The organism is Rhodopseudomonas rhenobacensis (genome assembly GCF_014203125.1).
Lineage (GTDB): Bacteria > Pseudomonadota > Alphaproteobacteria > Rhizobiales > Xanthobacteraceae > Rhodopseudomonas_A > Rhodopseudomonas_A rhenobacensis.
On the sequence record NZ_JACHIH010000002.1, the window covers coordinates 190,393 to 205,425 of the forward strand.

At 65.8% G+C, this 15,033-nt stretch carries 15 protein-coding genes; 5 read left to right on the plus strand and 10 right to left on the minus strand.

What is annotated here, in order from left to right; genetic code table 11:
• Nucleotides 1-54: 54 nt before the first annotated feature.
• The 3 genes from HNR60_RS02820 to HNR60_RS02830 all read right to left on the minus strand — a co-directional run bounded on the left by HNR60_RS02820 (nucleotide 55) and on the right by HNR60_RS02830 (nucleotide 3,210).
• Nucleotides 55-1,377, minus strand: coding sequence for a homoserine dehydrogenase (locus HNR60_RS02820; RefSeq protein WP_184254068.1), 1,323 nt, complete (start codon nucleotides 1,375-1,377; stop codon nucleotides 55-57).
• A gap of 98 nt (nucleotides 1,378-1,475) precedes the next feature.
• A complete protein-coding gene (locus tag HNR60_RS02825) occupies nucleotides 1,476-2,696 on the minus strand; it encodes an LL-diaminopimelate aminotransferase (RefSeq protein ID WP_184254070.1) in 1,221 nt (406 codons plus the stop codon).
• A 205-nt stretch (nucleotides 2,697-2,901) separates the two neighbouring features.
• Nucleotides 2,902-3,210: a transposase gene (locus tag HNR60_RS02830; protein ID WP_347339293.1), complete on the minus strand. Its 309-nt coding sequence runs from the start codon at nucleotides 3,208-3,210 to the stop codon at nucleotides 2,902-2,904.
• 287 nt (nucleotides 3,211-3,497) lie between these two features.
• Between HNR60_RS02830 and HNR60_RS02835 the strand changes: the two genes are divergently transcribed.
• Nucleotides 3,498-5,321, plus strand: a complete 1,824-nt coding sequence (locus HNR60_RS02835; protein ID WP_184254074.1) for a PHA/PHB synthase family protein — start codon at nucleotides 3,498-3,500, stop codon at nucleotides 5,319-5,321.
• Nucleotides 5,322-5,586: 265 nt separating this feature from the next.
• The gene (locus HNR60_RS02840; protein WP_184254076.1) at nucleotides 5,587-5,985 is read left to right on the plus strand and encodes an MAPEG family protein; all 399 of its coding nucleotides are present in this window, start codon (nucleotides 5,587-5,589) and stop codon (nucleotides 5,983-5,985) included.
• 208 nt (nucleotides 5,986-6,193) lie between these two features.
• Here the strand turns inward: HNR60_RS02840 and HNR60_RS02845 are convergent, their stop codons facing one another.
• The 6 genes from HNR60_RS02845 to HNR60_RS02870 form a co-directional block, all read right to left on the minus strand.
• A complete protein-coding gene (locus HNR60_RS02845; protein ID WP_184254078.1) occupies nucleotides 6,194-6,556 on the minus strand; it encodes a hypothetical protein in 363 nt (120 codons plus the stop codon).
• 140 nt (nucleotides 6,557-6,696) lie between these two features.
• Nucleotides 6,697-7,302, minus strand: a complete 606-nt coding sequence (locus tag HNR60_RS02850) for a methyltransferase domain-containing protein (RefSeq protein ID WP_184254080.1) — start codon at nucleotides 7,300-7,302, stop codon at nucleotides 6,697-6,699.
• 208 nt (nucleotides 7,303-7,510) lie between these two features.
• Nucleotides 7,511-8,566, minus strand: coding sequence for an N-acetyl-gamma-glutamyl-phosphate reductase (gene argC, locus HNR60_RS02855; RefSeq protein ID WP_184254082.1), 1,056 nt, complete (start codon nucleotides 8,564-8,566; stop codon nucleotides 7,511-7,513).
• Nucleotides 8,563-9,240, minus strand: coding sequence for an FMN-binding negative transcriptional regulator (locus HNR60_RS02860; protein ID WP_184254084.1), 678 nt, complete (start codon nucleotides 9,238-9,240; stop codon nucleotides 8,563-8,565). Before HNR60_RS02860 ends, argC begins: the two co-directional genes overlap by 4 nt.
• A 597-nt stretch (nucleotides 9,241-9,837) precedes the next feature.
• Complete coding sequence (locus HNR60_RS02865; protein WP_184254086.1) at nucleotides 9,838-10,824, minus strand: MBL fold metallo-hydrolase; 987 nt, start codon at nucleotides 10,822-10,824, stop codon at nucleotides 9,838-9,840.
• Between the two features lie 97 nt (nucleotides 10,825-10,921).
• Entirely contained in the window at nucleotides 10,922-11,452 is a 531-nt protein-coding gene (locus HNR60_RS02870; protein WP_184254088.1) for a DedA family protein, read from the minus strand.
• A gap of 226 nt (nucleotides 11,453-11,678) precedes the next feature.
• On the opposite strand from HNR60_RS02870, the gene parE reads away from it, so the two are divergent.
• On the plus strand, nucleotides 11,679-13,736 hold the full coding sequence (gene parE / locus HNR60_RS02875) for a DNA topoisomerase IV subunit B (protein WP_184254090.1): 2,058 nt from the start codon (nucleotides 11,679-11,681) through the stop codon (nucleotides 13,734-13,736).
• Between the two features lie 22 nt (nucleotides 13,737-13,758).
• On the opposite strand, the gene HNR60_RS02880 is transcribed toward parE, so the two are convergent.
• Nucleotides 13,759-14,046: a HigA family addiction module antitoxin gene (locus tag HNR60_RS02880; protein ID WP_184254092.1), complete on the minus strand. Its 288-nt coding sequence runs from the start codon at nucleotides 14,044-14,046 to the stop codon at nucleotides 13,759-13,761.
• Between the two features lie 135 nt (nucleotides 14,047-14,181).
• On the opposite strand from HNR60_RS02880, the gene HNR60_RS02885 reads away from it, so the two are divergent.
• Both HNR60_RS02885 and HNR60_RS02890 read left to right on the plus strand, forming a co-directional pair.
• Nucleotides 14,182-14,367 carry a hypothetical protein gene (locus HNR60_RS02885; RefSeq protein ID WP_184254094.1) on the plus strand — a complete coding sequence of 62 codons (186 nt, stop codon included), beginning with the start codon at nucleotides 14,182-14,184 and terminating at the stop codon, nucleotides 14,365-14,367.
• Between the two features lie 102 nt (nucleotides 14,368-14,469).
• On the plus strand, nucleotides 14,470-14,952 hold the full coding sequence (locus HNR60_RS02890; protein ID WP_184254096.1) for a hypothetical protein: 483 nt from the start codon (nucleotides 14,470-14,472) through the stop codon (nucleotides 14,950-14,952).
• The last annotated feature ends 81 nt before the right edge of the window (nucleotides 14,953-15,033 follow it).

Here is a 15,033-nt window from a genome sequence, read left to right on the forward strand (position 1 = left end):
ACTCCTCAAACGTCGGTCCGGCCCATGTTCCTGGATGGAGATGGCCGCGAGAGACTAATTCTTTTCGATACGGATCACCTGCGGCCGACCGCTGATCACCTTGTCGCGCTGCACCGCGGCGAGCGCGCGCCGCACCGCGTCCTCGGTGGTCGCGTACGTGATCAGGATCACCGGCACCGGCGATGATTTCTTGGCGGCGCCGGCGGCGTCGCGGTTGCCGTTGGGATGCCGCTGCACGATGGATTCGATCGAGATGCCCTGCTCGGCGAGCCTGGTCGCGATCGTCGCCGCGGTGCCGGTCAGGTCGCGCGCCATCAGCCGGATGTAGTAGCCGCCCTCGTGGCGCTCCATCGGCGCCTTGCGGGTGGTGCCGAGCTTGGCGACCGGGCGGCCGAACGGCAGCGCGCGGATGCCGCGGGCGACGTCGGCGATATCGGCGATCACCGCCGATGCGGTGGCCTCGGCGCCGGCGCCCGGCCCGACCAGCGTGATCGGCGTCAGTCCGTCGCCGTCGATGGTCACCGCATTGGTGACGCCCATCACCTGGGCGATCGACGAGCTACGCGGCACCATGGTCGGATGCACCCGCTGCTCGATGCCGGTCTTGGTGCGGACCGCGACGCCGAGCAGCTTGACCCGGTAGCCGAGTTCGTCGGCGGCGGCGAGATCTTCCGGCGCGATCGACGAGATGCCTTCGACATAGACCGCGTTCTGCGCGACCTTGGTGCCGAACGCCAGGCTCGCCAGGATCGACAGTTTCTGCGCGGTGTCGTGGCCGTCGACGTCGAACGACGGATTGGCCTCGGCATAGCCGAGCCTTTGCGCGTCCTTCAGGCAGGCGTCGAACGACAGCCCCTCCTGCTCCATCCGGGTCAGGATGTAATTGCAGGTGCCGTTGAGGATGCCGTAGATGCGATTGATTTCGGTGCCGGCGAGGCCTTCGCGCAGCGTCTTGATCACCGGGATCGCGGCGCCGACCGCGGCCTCGTAATTCAGCGCGCCGCCGTGCTGCTCGGCGAGCGCCGCCAGCCGCAAGCCGTGCTTGGCGATCAAGGCCTTGTTGGCGGTGACCACGGATTTGCCGAGGCCGAGCGCCGCCTCGATCGCCGACAACGCCGGCTCGTCGGCGCCGCCGATCAATTCGACGAAGCAATCGACCTCGGGGTCGGTGGCGAGCGCCAGCGGCGATTTCGCCCAGCTGACGCCGCGCAGATCGATGCCGCGCTTCTTGGCTTTCGAGCGCGCGGTGACCGCGACCACGCGGACCGAGCGGCCGCAACGCGCCGCCAAGGCCTTGTCTTGCCGGGCGATCAGACGGAATAGCTCGGCACCGACGGTGCCGAGCCCCGCGATACCCAGTTTCAGGGGAGCGACCATAACGCGATCAACCTGCCGGAGCACATTTCATGGGCGTGACGGGTCCGAAACCGGCCGGGCCTCGGGGCAAGCCCAAGGCGATCGGTTTCGGGATCACGTTATCGCCGGGTGGCGAGTGGAACGACGTTGTGCAACGTTTCAATGCCGGTTTCAAGGAAGCGACGAACGCCGCGGGCGGCCTGCCGGATCCGCTGCTCGTTTTCCACCATGGCGATGCGCACGAAACCTTCGCCGTGCTCGCCGAAGGCGACGCCCGGAGACACCACCACGCCGGACTTTTCCACCATCAGGGTGGCGAACTGCATCGAACCGATGTCCTTGAAGGCCGGCGGCAGCGGCGCCCAGGCGAACATCGAGGCCTGCGGCGGCGGGATCTCCCAGCCGGCGCGGCCGAAGCTCTCGACCAGCGCGTCGCGGCGCTTGCGATAGGTGTCGCGCATCTCCTTGATGCAGTCGTCGGGGCCGTTCAGCGCCGCGGTGGCGGCCACCTGCACCGGGGTGAAGGCGCCGTAATCCAGATAGGACTTCACCCGCGCCAAGGCGGCGATGATGCGCTCGTTGCCGACCGCAAAGCCCATCCGCCAGCCCGCCATCGAGAAGGTCTTCGACATCGAGGTGAATTCGACGGTGACGTCCATCGCGCCCGGCACCTGCAGCACCGAGGGCGGCGGATTGGCGTCGTCGAAATACACTTCGGCGTAGGCCAGATCCGACAGAATATAAATCTCGTGCTTCTTCGCGAACGCCACCAGATCCTTGTAGAAATCCAGGCTCGCCACATAGGCGGTCGGGTTCGACGGATAGCAGACGATCATCGCGATCGGCTTCGGGATCGAATGGATGATCGCGCGCTCGCAAGCCTCGAAGAATTGCGGCGTCGGCTCGGAGGGCACCGAGCGGATCACGCCGCCGGCCATCAGGAAGCCGAAGGCGTGAATCGGGTAGCTCGGGTTCGGGCACAGCACGACGTCGCCCGGCGCGGTAATCGCCTGGGCGACGTTGGCAAAGCCTTCCTTGGAGCCGAGCGTCGCCACCACCTGGGTGTCGGGGTTCAGCTTGACGCCGAACCGGCGCTCGTAATAGGCGGCCTGGGCGCGGCGCAGCCCGGTGATGCCACGCGACGCCGAATACCGATCGGTGCGCGGCTTGCCGAGGGTCTCTTTAAGCTTTTCAATGACATGCGCCGGCGCCGGCAGGTCGGGATTGCCCATCCCGAGGTCGATGATGTCCGCACCGGCGTTGCGCGCAGCGGCCTTGGCCCGATTGACCTGTTCGAACACATAGGGCGGCAAACGGCGGATGCGGTAAAATTCTTCCATAGTCGTGACTCCCGAACCTTGGCGGCAGGATCGTTAGCGCGTTCTTACCCGAAGGGGAATCCGATTCGTTCGAAGAATCGCGCAGTTTTCGCGATTTGGCGCAGCTTGGCCGGCGTGGCTGGCATGCGTCGCGGAGGTGGCCCGGACTTCGCCGAGCCGGAACAATCTTACCACGTCGAAGCTGCGATACCAGTGAGTGCCGGTGCTATTTCGCGGCCGGCGGCGCGGCGTTGGCGGTGATCGAGCCGGCGGCGACGGCGGCTGCGGCCGCGGCGGTCTGCTTCTCGCGTGCGGCGACCAGCTCGCCTTCCAGCTTGCTGCGTTCGCCGGGTTCCATGGCCTTTTCTTCCCGCCCGGCCGGCAGCGCGTTCACCGCCAGAAAGCCGTCGCTATCCCTGGCCGTGGAGGCGTCGGTGCTGCCGAACTCGGAGAGCGGCATCGAGCAGCCGCCGAGCGCCACGGCGGCGAGCAGCGCCGCGACGGCGAGCCGCCCTCGCCCTTTGAAGCCGATCACGCTCGGTGTCACATCGTTTCGCATCGTGCCTCAATAACCTTGTCGCGGAATACTGCCAAGCCCGCCTCAACCCGCCGTTCACCGCGATACCGCAACGATCCCGGCTTTGACCCGTCAGGCAAACTCAGCAGAACCGGGCAACAGGTCGCCATTATGACCGAAACCGAGCATTTTGTCGCACTGCCATACATTGAGATCAGCGACAATCCGCGAACTGTGCCATCATTGCAGCAAGCGGTGACAGACCGCGTTGGGATTTCGAGACGGACCCATGTGAGTGGCGCGAAATGAGTGAGATCATTACCGAAACCAAGGCGACTCCTGAAACCAAGGCGACCCCGAGCTTCAACCCCGAGGCGTTTGCGCTCAATCTGGCGCGCGCCATGGAGAGCAGCGGCAAGGCGCTCGCCACCTATCTGAAGCCGCGCGAATCCGCCGAGCCGCTCGACAAGCCGCCGCCGGAAATCACCGAGGTGGTGAAGACGCTGTCGACGATCGCCAACTACTGGCTGTCCGACAAGGACCGCGCCGCCGAGATCCAGACCAAGCTCGGCAAGTCCTACCTCGATCTGTGGGGCGCCGCGGCGCGCCGGATGGCCGGCGAAGAGGCGGCCGCGGCGATCGAAGTGCCGCCGCGCGACAAGCGGTTCAGCGCGCCGGAATGGAAGTCCAGCCCGTTCTTCGACTTCCTGGTGCAGGCCTATCTGTTGACCACGCAATGGGCCTACCAGCTGGTGCGCGACGCCGAAGGCATCGACCCGCACATCAAGAAGAAAGCCGAATTCTACATCCAGCAGATCACCAACGCGCTGGCGCCGTCGAATTTCGTGCTGACCAATCCGGAGGTGCTGCGCGAGACGCTTTCGTCGAACGCCGACAATCTGGTGCGCGGCATGACCATGCTGGCCGAGGACATCGCCGCCGGCAACGGCCAATTGCGGATCCGGCAGTCCGACCCGGCCAATCTCGCGGTCGGCGTCAACATGGCGACCACGCCCGGCAAGGTGATCTTCCAGAACGAGCTGATGCAGCTCATCCAATATCACCCGGCCACCGAGACGGTGCTGCGCACGCCGCTGCTGATCGTGCCGCCGTGGATCAACAAATACTACATCCTGGATCTGAAGCCGGACAAATCCTTCATCAAATGGTGCGTCGATCAGGGCCTCACGGTGTTCGTGATCTCCTGGGTCAATCCCGACAAGCGCCTCAGCCACAAGACCTTCGACGACTACATGAAGCAGGGTCCGCTGACCGCGATGGACATCGTCGAGAAGGTCACCGGCGAGATGAAGGTGCACACCATCGGTTACTGCGTCGGCGGCACGCTGCTCGCCGCGACACTGGCGTGGCTCGCCGAAAAGCGCCGGGTCCGCGTCACCTCGGCGACGCTGCTCACCACCCAGGTCGATTTCAGCAATGCCGGCGATCTGTTGGTGTTCGTCGACGAGGACCAGATCGCCGCGCTGGAGCGCGAGATGCAGACCAGCGGCGTGCTGGAAGGCTCCAAGATGGCGATGGCCTTCAACATGCTGCGCTCCAACGACCTGATCTGGTCCTACGTGGTCAACAACTATCTGAAGGGCCAGCCGCCCTCGGCGTTCGACCTGCTGCATTGGAATTCCGACTCCACGCGGATGCCGGCGGCGAACCACTCCTACTACTTACGCAACTGCTATCTCGACAACCGGCTGTCGGCCGGCACCATGGTGCTGGACAACACGCTGCTCGACCTCTCCAAGGTCAAGGTGCCGATCTACAACCTCGCCACCCGCGAGGACCACATCGCGCCGGCGGAATCCGTGCTGTACGGCTCGCAATTCTTCGGCGGGCCGGTGAAATACGTGCTGTCCGGCTCCGGCCACATCGCCGGCGTGATCAACCCGCCGGCCGCCGGCAAATATCAGTACTGGACCAACGAGGCCAGCACCGCGTCGACCGTCGCCGAATGGATCAAGGGCGCGCAGGAGCACAAGGGCTCGTGGTGGCCGGACTGGCGGCAATGGCTGGCCGGCATCGACCCCGAACAAGTCCCGGCGCGCAGCGTCGGCACCGAGGCGCTGCCGCCGCTCGAAGACGCGCCCGGCAGTTACGTCCGGGTGCGCGCCTGAGCGATCGTCGCAACCACGCGACTCCTCCAACCGCGGGCCGTCATTGCGAGCCGAGGGCGGCGCGCAGCGCCGAACGAAGGGCAAAGCAATCCAGGGGCCTCACGCGCGGCCCTGGATTGCTTCGTCGCAAGAGCTCCTCGCAATGACGCATTTAACGCCTGATTTCCTTGATCGCTGTTTCGGTCCGGCTCGCTGGGCGCGCGCCCCGGAATGACCACATCATGCCGCTACCGACACTCCCAATTGCTTTGAAAAGGATACTACGATGACTCGCGAATTGTTCTGGCTGACGCTGACGGCGATGCTGACCGGGGTGATGTGGCTACCCTACATCCTCAACCGGGTGCAGGTGCGCGGGCTGTCGGGCGCGATGGCCAACCCGTCGCGCACCGACAAGCCGCAGGCGCCGTGGGCGACCCGGATGATGTTCGCGCATGAGAACGCCGCCGAAAACCTGGTGGTGTTCGCCACCCTGGTGCTGATCCTCAACACCATCGATTATTCCAATCAATGGACGGTGCTGGCGGCGGCGAGCTATTTCTGGGCCCGGCTGGTGCACGCCATCGTCTACACGCTCGGCATTCCGGTCGCCCGCACGCTGGCCTTCGTGGTCGGCTTCGCCGCCCAAGTGGTGCTGGCGCTGGCGGTGTTCCAGATCGTCTGACGAATATCCGAATCGGATTGCTGCGCTTCGACAGCCCCGCTGTCATTCCGGGGCGCGAGCAGCGCAAGCTGCGAGCGAGCCCGGAATCCATAACCCCTGTGGGGAGTATGGATTCCGGAGTTGCTCGTTCTTCGAACTCGCAATCCGGAATGACGACTGAACTTGGGTTGGATGCTTCAATCCCAACCAGAATGCTCAAGCGGCGAGATTACACCGCCGACAGCGCCGCCAGCAGCAGCGCGAAGCCGGCCATCCCCACGGTGACGTGGGTGCCGAGCACGACGTTCGCCGCCACCGGCGAGCGCCGCGCGAGTGCTGCGATGAATCCGGAAAACGCCGACACCGCGAACAGCCCCGCGGCGATCTTGGCGAACGAGCCGGGTGCGGCGAAGGTGGCGCCGTCCGGCGCGCCGTGCAGCAGCATCACCAGAGTTTCCAGCCCGCCGAAGCCGAGCAACAGATGCAGCGCGACCAAGCCCTGCTTGCGCTCGCCGCGCAGATACAACAGCAAAAGATACAACCCGAGCAGCGCCGAGGCGGTCAACAACGCGACAACGGGCGTCGGGGTCATGCGGTGTCCTCTTGATGGTGGCGATCGCGTTCGTTGCTATTCAAAGATGCGGCGCGCGACGCGTCAACCGGATTGTCGCCGCGATGGCGCGGCGGGCTGCCCTCGCCGATCACAGTTCGGCGACTCGCCCGAACGCGCCGCTACGCTTGCTTCTGCACCAGGACGTGCAGGAAGCTCGCCAGCTCGCCGTCGAACCCCTTGCCTTCGTCGTGCGCGACGTCGATCGATGCCCAATCCCCCGCCTCCGCGTAACGCGCGCGAAGCCACTCTTCCGACGGATAGTTGTAGTAGCGCGCAAGCTTGTCCCGTCCCTCGCCGTCGCCGGATTTGAAGCTGGCATAGAACCAGCCGCCCGGCTTCAGCGCGCGCCACACCCGCGCCAGCACGCTCGCCAACTCATCGCGCGGCACGTGCAGCAGGCAGGCATAGGCCCACACCCCGTCATAGGCCGCGTCCGCGTCGAGTTCGTGGAACAGCATGGTCTTCACATCGCGGCCCAGCCGCTGCGCGGCCTGCGCGGCCATCTCCGCCGAGCCGTCGGTCGGATGCACGTCGAAGCCGGCCGCGATCATCTGCGCCGCCTGATAGCCGGCGCCGCAGCCGAGCTCGAGGATCGATCCGCCCGGCGGCAACGCCGCCAGGAATCGCTGCATGTGTTCGGTGCCGCGCGGCTGCCGCTGCGCATAGGCCGCGGCATTGCCGCGATAGAACTTGAGCGTGGCGTCGTCGGAGCTGGTGTTGGTCACGGGTGATCCTGCGCTTGATGCTGCGATGGTGTTGCGGGCGCGCCGTCAGGTCACCTCTCCCATGGGGAGAGGTCGGATTGCGTAGCAATCCGGGTGAGGGGTTATGACCTATCGATATGCCGTACCCCCTCACCCCAGCCCTCTCCCCATGGGAGAGGGAGCCGGCAGCCGGTGTCGCACCGCATACGAAAACGACGGGGGAAATCGCTCACGGAAACATCGCTGGCTGATCGATGCCCGTCGACTCGGCAAAGCCCAGCATCAGGTTCATGTTCTGCACCGCCTGCCCCGAGGCGCCCTTGGTGAGATTGTCGAGCACGCTGACGATGATGGCGCGGCCCTCGATGCGGTCGGCGGCGACGCCGATCATCGTCATGTTGGAGCCGCGCACATGCCGCGTATGCGGCGTCTGGCCGAACGGCAGCACATGCACGAACGGTTCCTTGGCGTAGGTCTCGACCAGAATCGCGTGCAATTCCTGCGCGGTCTTGCCGCGCCGGCCGCGCACATAGATCGTCGACAGGATGCCGCGGTTGATCGGCAACAGATGCGGCGTGAACGACACCACGACGGGCTTGCCGGCGGCCTTGGAGAACTCCTGATCGAGTTCGGCCATGTGGCGATGATGGCCGACGCCATAGGCGTTGAAGCCCTCGGAGACTTCCGAGAACAGCATCGCTTCCTTGGCGGCGCGGCCGGCGCCGGTCATGCCGGATTTGGCGTCGATCACGATCTCGTCGGGCTCGATCGCCTTGGCCTTCAACAGCGGCACCAACGGCAATTGCGCACACGACGTGTAGCAGCCCGGATTGGCGACCAGCCGCGCCTTCTTGATGTCGCGGCGATAGACTTCGACGAGGCCGTACACCGCCTCCTTTTGCAGCTCCAGCGCCTGGTGCTCGTGGCCGTACCATTTGGCGTAGGCCGCGGCATCGTCGAGCCGGAAGTCGGCCGACAGGTCGACCACCTTGGTGTCCGGCGCTTTCGCCAGCAGGTCTTTCAGCACGACTTGCGTGGTGGCGTGCGGCAGCGCGCAGAACACCAGATCGAGCTGAAGCGCCGCCCAGTCGACGCTGTCGATCGCCACCAGTTGCGGCAGCTCATAGGGCGCAAATTGCGGGAACACGTCGCCCATCGCTTGGCCGGCGCGGCGGTCGGCGGTCAGCAGCACCAGCTCCACCTTGGGATGGCGCAGCAACAGCCGCACCAGTTCCGCGCCGGTGTACCCGGAGGCGCCGAGGATGCCGATCTTCTTCTTAGTCATCTGGTCTCTCCCGCGGCCAACGCCGCGTCGCTGGGGGTATCTGCAAAAAGTTGCGGCCGCATCGCGCGCAGCTGCGCCGCCACGCGCCGCGCGGAAAAATCCTCACGCGCCGACAGCGCCGTCGTCACCGCGACATGGTCGGCGTCGGATTTGTGCTGGTTCAGCTTGAAGCTGCCCTCGACCTCGTCCACCCGCATCATCACGCCCACGATCGCCCGCTTCATCGCCTCGCGCCGCCCCGCCGCCATCTTGGCAAACCGCCACGGCGGCTTCGGCGCCAGAGAGCTTTCGAATGCCGCGCTGACGCCGTCAAGATGCTGGTCGAGTTCGCGGTCCGACATCAACGCCGCCGGTCCGCTCAGATGCACGCTCTGATACAGCCAGGTTGGCACCTGATCGGGCGACGCGTACCAGTCGGCCGAGACATAGGCGTCGGCGCCGTTCACCGCCATCAGCCACGGCCTGCGGCCGTCGCCGAGCCGGGCCAGCGGGTTCTGCCTTGCCACGTGGAACGTCAACAGCGGTGTGCCGTCGGAGGAGAATTCGATCGCGAACGGCACTGCGGCGCCGAGCGGCTTGCCGCCGTCCCAGGCGCAGACGGTGCCGAAACCGCGCGCGGCGGCAAAGCCGAGCATGGCGGCGCGGTCAGGCTGAAATCTAGGCGGGGTGTACATGGCAGGCTCCTGGTGCGTTAAGGAGCCGCCGGATCAGACCACGAGAGAATTTTTTGGAAAAAACCTGCCGCGGAAAGCTCCGGCAGCAGGAAGGTCGATCGCTGGCGTGTCAGTCGAAGACGCGCAACACCGCTCCTGCCGCGAAGATGCGGCGACGGACGGCGTGTTTGGCGGTCGACATGGTGGTCATGCCTGGTTGATACGGCCGCGGCGCCGGGGCGTCAAGGGCAGCATGCGATTACTAGCAGCCTGTGTCCCGGACGCGACGCAGCGCGCAAGCGCTGCGCGCGAGCCGGGACCGTTCCAAGTCATGCGGTCCGTAACGGCCCCGGATCTGCAGCGCACCACGCCGCAAGCGCGGCGCGCTGCGCTGCGTCCGGGGCACGACCCCGCCGTGCGTCGCCTGCTGATTGCTACTCATGAAGTCGTCTCGAAAGACACTCACCCCTCCGCGTCATGGCCGCGCTCGTCGCGGCCATCCACGGAAACAGGCAAGGCGTCGCTCGTGGGCGTGGATGGCCGGGACGAGCCATGACGTGTCGGGCGTCGTACCTGATCAGCTCCGCCGCACGTCAGTCACGATCTGACGGCGCGCCCTCAGATCGCCGGATTCCACAACGCCGGCACCACCCGATAGCCGGCGCCGTCCTTCTCGATGTTGCCGAGGCCGGGGAACGGGTAGTGATAGCCCTGCACCTGCAGCCGCTCCGCCACCAGCATGTCGTAGACCTTGCGGCGGGTGGCTTCGGCCTGATCAGGGATCTGATCGAAAGTGACGTGCCAGCCCGGGTTGCGCGCGAACAGGTCCGGATTGTTGGTGACGTCGGACTGGATGAACACGCGGTCGTTGCCCGACGACAGCACGAACGAGGTGTGGCCGGGGGTATGGCCGGCGGTCTCCACCGCGAGCAGACCGGGGGCTATGTCCTTGCCCCATTCGTACGGCGTCACCTTGCGCTTCAAGGCGTCGAACACCCGGCGGTTGTCGGCGAACACCGCCTGCATCCGGCCGGCCGGCGCCCGGCTCATCTCGCCGTCGTCCATGAAGTACTTCCACTCTGCAGCCGGGACCAGGATCTCGGCATTGGGAAACGCCGGCTGGTTGTCGGCGGTCAAGAGGCCGTCGACGTGGTCGCCGTGGAAATGCGAGATCACCACGGCATCGACCGCTTTCGGATCGAGCCCGGCAGCGGCGCTGTTCGCGGCGAACTGGCCGATCGCGCCCTTGCTCTTGTCGAACGCCGCGGCGCCACTGCCGGTGTCGACCACCACGGTCTTGCCGCCGCTGTTCAGCACCAAGGGACCGAAGCTGATGGTGATCTTGTCCTTCGGCCGGAAGGCCTTTTCCAGCGCGGCGTTGACCTCGCTCTTGTCGACGTTGACGACGAATTTGTCGGCCAGCGGAAACGTCGCCGCCCCATCGGACACCACGGTGACCAGAATGTCGCCGACCTTGTAGCGATAGAAACTCGGCGCCTGCTTGTCGGCGAGCGGGGCCGCGGCCAGCGCCGGCGCGCGCGACAACAATGGCGCGGCGGCCAGCACGGCGGCCCCGGTCAGGGCATCACGGCGTGACAGCTTCATGGCAAAATTCTCCCTTGCGCGACGGTGGCTTGCGGCCCGTCCAATTGGTCACGATGAATCTAGCAGCGTTTGCGTGACAGGGCGACGGCGACGGCCGCTACAGCGCGGCCCAGACCCATGCCACGATCAGTGAAATCACGTCGCCGAACACCAGCAGCACCGCGGACCACACCACCGCCGAGACGAAATTGGCGATCTGGAACGGCCAATACGGCATCTCGAAAATCCCCGCCGCCAGCGGCACCGAGGCGCGCAACGGGCCGAAGAACCGGCCGAGGAAGATGCTCGGCACCCCCCATTTGCGGACAAAGGCCTCGCCGCGCGGCAGCAGCGCCGGATACAGCGACAGCGGCCAGATCTGCGCCACCTGCTGCTTGTAGCGATTGCCGAACCAGTACGACAGCCAATCGCCAAGTGCTGCGCCCAGCGCACCGGCGAGGCAGATCGGCCAGAACGACAGTTCGCTCGGCCCGATCAGCGCCCCGATCGCCACCAAGGCGCCCCATGCCGGGACCAGCAGCGAAATGAACGCCAGCGATTCGCCGAACGCCAGCAGCATCACGATCGGCGCGGCCCAGGCCTGGTGCAGTCGCACGAACTCGATCAGATCGCGCACCGCGCCTTCCATACCTGCCTTGCCTCATCTGCCGCCGCCTACCGCCGGCGCCTCATCGAACGCTTTGTGACGGCCGGAGCCGCGGGAACAGCTACGCCGCCCGCCGCGATCACATCAAGTCACAAAGCCGGATGCGGAATAGCCCCAGCCGGGGGGCGGCGTCACATTTGCAACCCTTCCGTGGCATAGTCAGGGTCACCGATTCGCAGCGCAAGCTGCACGCAAGACATTAGGACCCATGGCCAAGGCATTGAAGGCTAACACCAAGTCGAAGGCGGCGGAGGACCTGTTCGGGGCTCCGCAGACGAAACTCCCGGCTGCGCCGAAGGCGGCCCCGCGCGCCCCGAGCGCCGAGGGCGATTATACCGCCGCCGACATCGAGGTGCTGGAGGGGCTGGAGCCGGTGCGGCGCCGGCCCGGCATGTATATCGGCGGCACCGACGAGAAGGCGCTGCACCATCTGTTCGCCGAGGTGATCGACAACTCGATGGACGAGGCGCTGGCCGGCCACGCCACCTTCATCGAGGTGGAACTCAGCGCCGACGGCTTCCTCACCGTCTCCGACAATGGCCGCGGCATCCCGGTCGATCCGCACCCCAAATTCCCGAAGAAGAGCGCGCTCGAAGTCATCATGTGCACGCTGCATTCCGGCGGCAAGTTCGACAGCAAGGTCTACGAGACCTCGGGCGGCCTGCACGGCGTCGGCGTCAGCGTGGTCAACGCGCTGTCGAGCCTGCTCGAAGTCGAGGTGGCGCGCGGCCAGCAGCTCTACAAGATGACCTTCGAGCGCGGCCAGCCCAAGGGCAAGCTGGAGAGCCTCGGCAAGGTCAACAACCGCCGCGGCACCAAGATCCGCTTCAAGCCCGACGTCGAGATTTTCGGCGCCAAGGCGGCGTTCAAGCCGCAGCGGCTGTTCAAGATGGCGCGCTCGAAGGCCTATCTGTTCGGCGGCGTCGAGATCCGCTGGCATTGCGATCCGGAACTGTTAAAGGGCCTGGAGGGAGTGCCGGCCGAAGACACTTTCCACTTCCCCGGCGGTCTGAAGGACTTTCTCGGCGCCGCGATCCACAGCGACACCTTGGTGCATCCCGACATCTTCTCCGGCCGCTCCGGCCGGGTCGGCGCCCATGGCGGCTGCGAATGGGCGGTGGCGTGGACCGCCGACGCCGACGGCTTTCTCTCGTCCTACTGCAACACCGTGCCGACGCCGGACGGCGGCACCCATGAAGCCGGCATGCGCTCCGCTTTGCTCCGCGGCCTCAAAGATCACGCCGAGCGCGCCGGCCAGGGCAAGCGCGCCTCGTCGATCACCTCCGAAGACGTCATGGTCGGCGCCGCGGTGATGCTCTCCGTGTTCGTGCGCGAGCCGGAATTTCAGGGCCAGACCAAGGACCGCCTCGCCACCGCCGAAGCGCAGAAGATCGTCGAACAGGCGATCAAGGACCCGTTCGACCATTGGCTGAGTGGCAATCCGCTGCAGGCCAACAAGCTGCTGGAATTCGTGCTGGAGCGTGCCGACGAGCGATTGCGACGGCGGCAAGAGAAGGAAATCTCGCGCAAGACCGCGGTGAAGAAGCTGCGGCTGCCCGGCAAGCTCGCCGACTGCACCAACACCGCGGCGGAAGGCTCCGAACTGTTCATTGTCGAAGGCGATTCGGCCGGCGGCAGCGCCAAGCAGGGCCGCGACCGCAAGACCCAAGCGATTCTGCCGTTGCGCGGCAAGATCCTCAACGTCGCCTCGGCGACCCGCGACAAGCTCACCGCCAACGCGCAGCTCTCCGACCTGATGCAGGCGATCGGCTGCGGCAGTGGGGCGAATTATCGCGAGGACGATCTGCGCTATTCGCGGATCATCATCATGACCGACGCCGACGTCGACGGCGCGCATATCGCCTCACTGCTGATCACCTTCTTCTACCGGCAGATGCCCAAGCTGATCGACGAGGGCCATCTCTATCTGGCGGTGCCGCCGCTGTATCGCCTGACCCACGGCAGCAAGACGGTCTACGCCCGCGACGACGCCCACAAGGAACAGCTCTTAAAGAGCGAATTCAACGCCAACGCCAAGGTCGACGTCGGCCGCTTCAAAGGCTTGGGCGAAATGATGCCGGCGCAGCTCAAGGAAACCACCATGGATCCGGCCAAGCGCACGCTGTTGCGCGTCACGCTGGCGGACATCGACCGCGAAGGCACCGCGGATTCGGTGGAGCGGCTGATGGGCACCAAGGCCGAAGCGAGGTTCGCCTTCATCAGCGAAAAGGCCGAGTTTGCAAGCGAGGATTTGCTGGACGTGTGAGCGAGGGGCGCTATCCGGCTAACTACGCCGCATCCGCCGGCCGCACCCGCTTGGTGATGTCCGCGCCCTTGTCACGCTCGACCACGGCGATGTCGTATTGGCTCTGCAGATCGAGCCAGAATTGCGCGGCATTGCCGAAGTAGCGCCCGAGCCGCACCGCGGTGTCGGCGGTGATCGACCGCCGGCCATTGAGAATGTCGGTGATCCGACCGGAGGGCACGCCGAGATCCAGCGCCAGACGGTTGGCGCTGAGCTTGCGGGCGCCGAGTTCGCGTTTCAGAAGCCGGCCGGGGTGTGATGCGGGTGCCATTTTGTTTCGATCTAACCGTCGTGACATTTGGCCGAACTGTACCATAGGACGCGGTGTGCCATTTTGCATTTTGCCGCTCCAGCACTACACTCTCGCGATCATTTGCGGCCTTGGCCTCAACATCGCGAGCCTCCCATGCGCATTCTGCTGCTGATCGTCGGTATCCTCACCCTGCTGATGGGCCTGATCTGGACCGGGCAAGGCGCCGGGTTGATCAACTGGCCGGAAGCCAGCTTCATGCTGAAACAGACGCAATGGATCTATTATGGCGGCCTGACCGCACTCGGCGGCGCGGTGCTGATCTGGCTGTCGCGACGCTAGCGGCACTGCACGCCTGAGCCAGCCTGCGCCCTTCCCAGCCCGCCCCTCCCCGGAACGAAGCCCGCGCGATCGCATTGATGCCGCACACGCGCGGAGGATCACATGCGGCTGCGACATCTGATGATCGGGATCGCCCTGTTCGGCCTCACCGGCCCGGTGTCGGCCCAGAGTTCACATCAGCAAGGTTGGCAGCGCTACCAAGTGCCGCAAAGCGGCGCCAGCGTCGAGATTCCGGCCGATATCTTCAGCGAAGACGCTGGCGCCGTCGAAACCGGCGCGGGCCGCCGCTTCCTCACCGCCGATCATCGCGCCGATCTCATCGTGCAATCGGTGCCGAACCCGTCGGGCGATACGCCCGCGGCGTTTCTCGCCAAGAAGGGCCCGCCGCCCGGCATCCTGTATCGCCGGGTCACGCCGCGATTCTTCGTGGTCTCCAGCGTGCGCAACGGCAAGATCTGGTACAACCGCTGCAACCGCGGGCAAACCGCGATGCACTGCGTGCTGATCAACTATCCGGCCGCCGAGAAACGGCGATGGGACGGCGTCGTCACCAGGATCAGCCGGACGCTCGCCAGCGGCGCCTGACTGCCGGCGTTACAGCTGGTCGCCCGCGAAGCGGCCCGCTCCGGCACGCCAGGCGGCCGCCCTGCTGCCACTAAAAGAGGC

Coding starts and splice junctions, on each gene's coding strand:
- HNR60_RS02820 (WP_184254068.1), bottom strand. CDS start 1,377: ATGGTCGCTCCCCTGAAACTGGGTATCGCGGGGCTCGGCACCGTCGGT.
- HNR60_RS02825 (WP_184254070.1), bottom strand. CDS start 2,696: ATGGAAGAATTTTACCGCATCCGCCGTTTGCCGCCCTATGTGTTCGAA.
- HNR60_RS02835 (WP_184254074.1), top strand. CDS start 3,498: ATGAGTGAGATCATTACCGAAACCAAGGCGACTCCTGAAACCAAGGCG.
- HNR60_RS02840 (WP_184254076.1), top strand. CDS start 5,587: ATGACTCGCGAATTGTTCTGGCTGACGCTGACGGCGATGCTGACCGGG.
- HNR60_RS02845 (WP_184254078.1), bottom strand. CDS start 6,556: ATGACCCCGACGCCCGTTGTCGCGTTGTTGACCGCCTCGGCGCTGCTC.
- argC (WP_184254082.1), bottom strand. CDS start 8,566: ATGACTAAGAAGAAGATCGGCATCCTCGGCGCCTCCGGGTACACCGGC.
- HNR60_RS02860 (WP_184254084.1), bottom strand. CDS start 9,240: ATGTACACCCCGCCTAGATTTCAGCCTGACCGCGCCGCCATGCTCGGC.
- HNR60_RS02865 (WP_184254086.1), bottom strand. CDS start 10,824: ATGAAGCTGTCACGCCGTGATGCCCTGACCGGGGCCGCCGTGCTGGCC.
- HNR60_RS02870 (WP_184254088.1), bottom strand. CDS start 11,452: ATGGAAGGCGCGGTGCGCGATCTGATCGAGTTCGTGCGACTGCACCAG.
- parE (WP_184254090.1), top strand. CDS start 11,679: ATGGCCAAGGCATTGAAGGCTAACACCAAGTCGAAGGCGGCGGAGGAC.
- HNR60_RS02880 (WP_184254092.1), bottom strand. CDS start 14,046: ATGGCACCCGCATCACACCCCGGCCGGCTTCTGAAACGCGAACTCGGC.
- HNR60_RS02885 (WP_184254094.1), top strand. CDS start 14,182: ATGCGCATTCTGCTGCTGATCGTCGGTATCCTCACCCTGCTGATGGGC.
- HNR60_RS02890 (WP_184254096.1), top strand. CDS start 14,470: ATGCGGCTGCGACATCTGATGATCGGGATCGCCCTGTTCGGCCTCACC.